Genomic DNA, 608 nt, shown 5'->3' on the forward strand with positions numbered 1-608 from the left:
CGAGATGTAGCTCCGTCTCGTGGGCTCGGAGATGTGTATAAGAGACAGCCACCCCGCCGGCCGCCGGCCCGCCCGACGGTTCTTCCGGCGGCTCCTCCGTCCCTACGGCCGGCGGATCCTCCGCCCCCACGGCCGGCAACTCCTCCGTCCCCATGGCCAGCAGATCCTCCATTCCTACGGCCGGCATCTCCTCCGGTGGCCGGGCCGTTGGCGCGGGCGGCGGCCCGGCTAGCAGCACGGCCGGCAGCACCACCGGGCCCCACCCGGCGTGGCTCCCCGACGCCGCCTTCGCGGCGGTCGGTCGCCGCAGGGTGGTGGTGCGCGGGGACGGCGCCCTGGTCGGCACCGTAGCCGCCGAGGTCGCGGCGGCCACGGCCACCCACGGCGGGTCGTTCACCCGCCTGGAGGCCGGTTCGGGGGTGTCCGACGCCGACCTGGTCCTCACCCTCGCCGAGGACGACCCCACCCACCACCCCACGGCCGACAGTCCCGCCGCCGACAACGACATTCCGCTCGATGGACACGCTCCCACCAACCAGAACGTCGTGGTCGGCGGGGACGGATCGAGGGCTGTCTCTTATACACATCTGACGCTGCCGACGATAAGG

The 608-nt window shown here is 73.2% G+C and carries 1 pseudogene; it reads left to right on the forward strand.

The features are described from left to right. Nucleotides 1–152 precede the first annotated feature (152 nt). Nucleotides 153–608 (forward strand): annotated as a pseudogene (locus tag HGK34_RS22310) (hypothetical protein); the annotation flags it as partial.

This window comes from Myceligenerans indicum (assembly GCF_016742955.1).
GTDB lineage: Bacteria > Actinomycetota > Actinomycetes > Actinomycetales > Cellulomonadaceae > Myceligenerans > Myceligenerans indicum.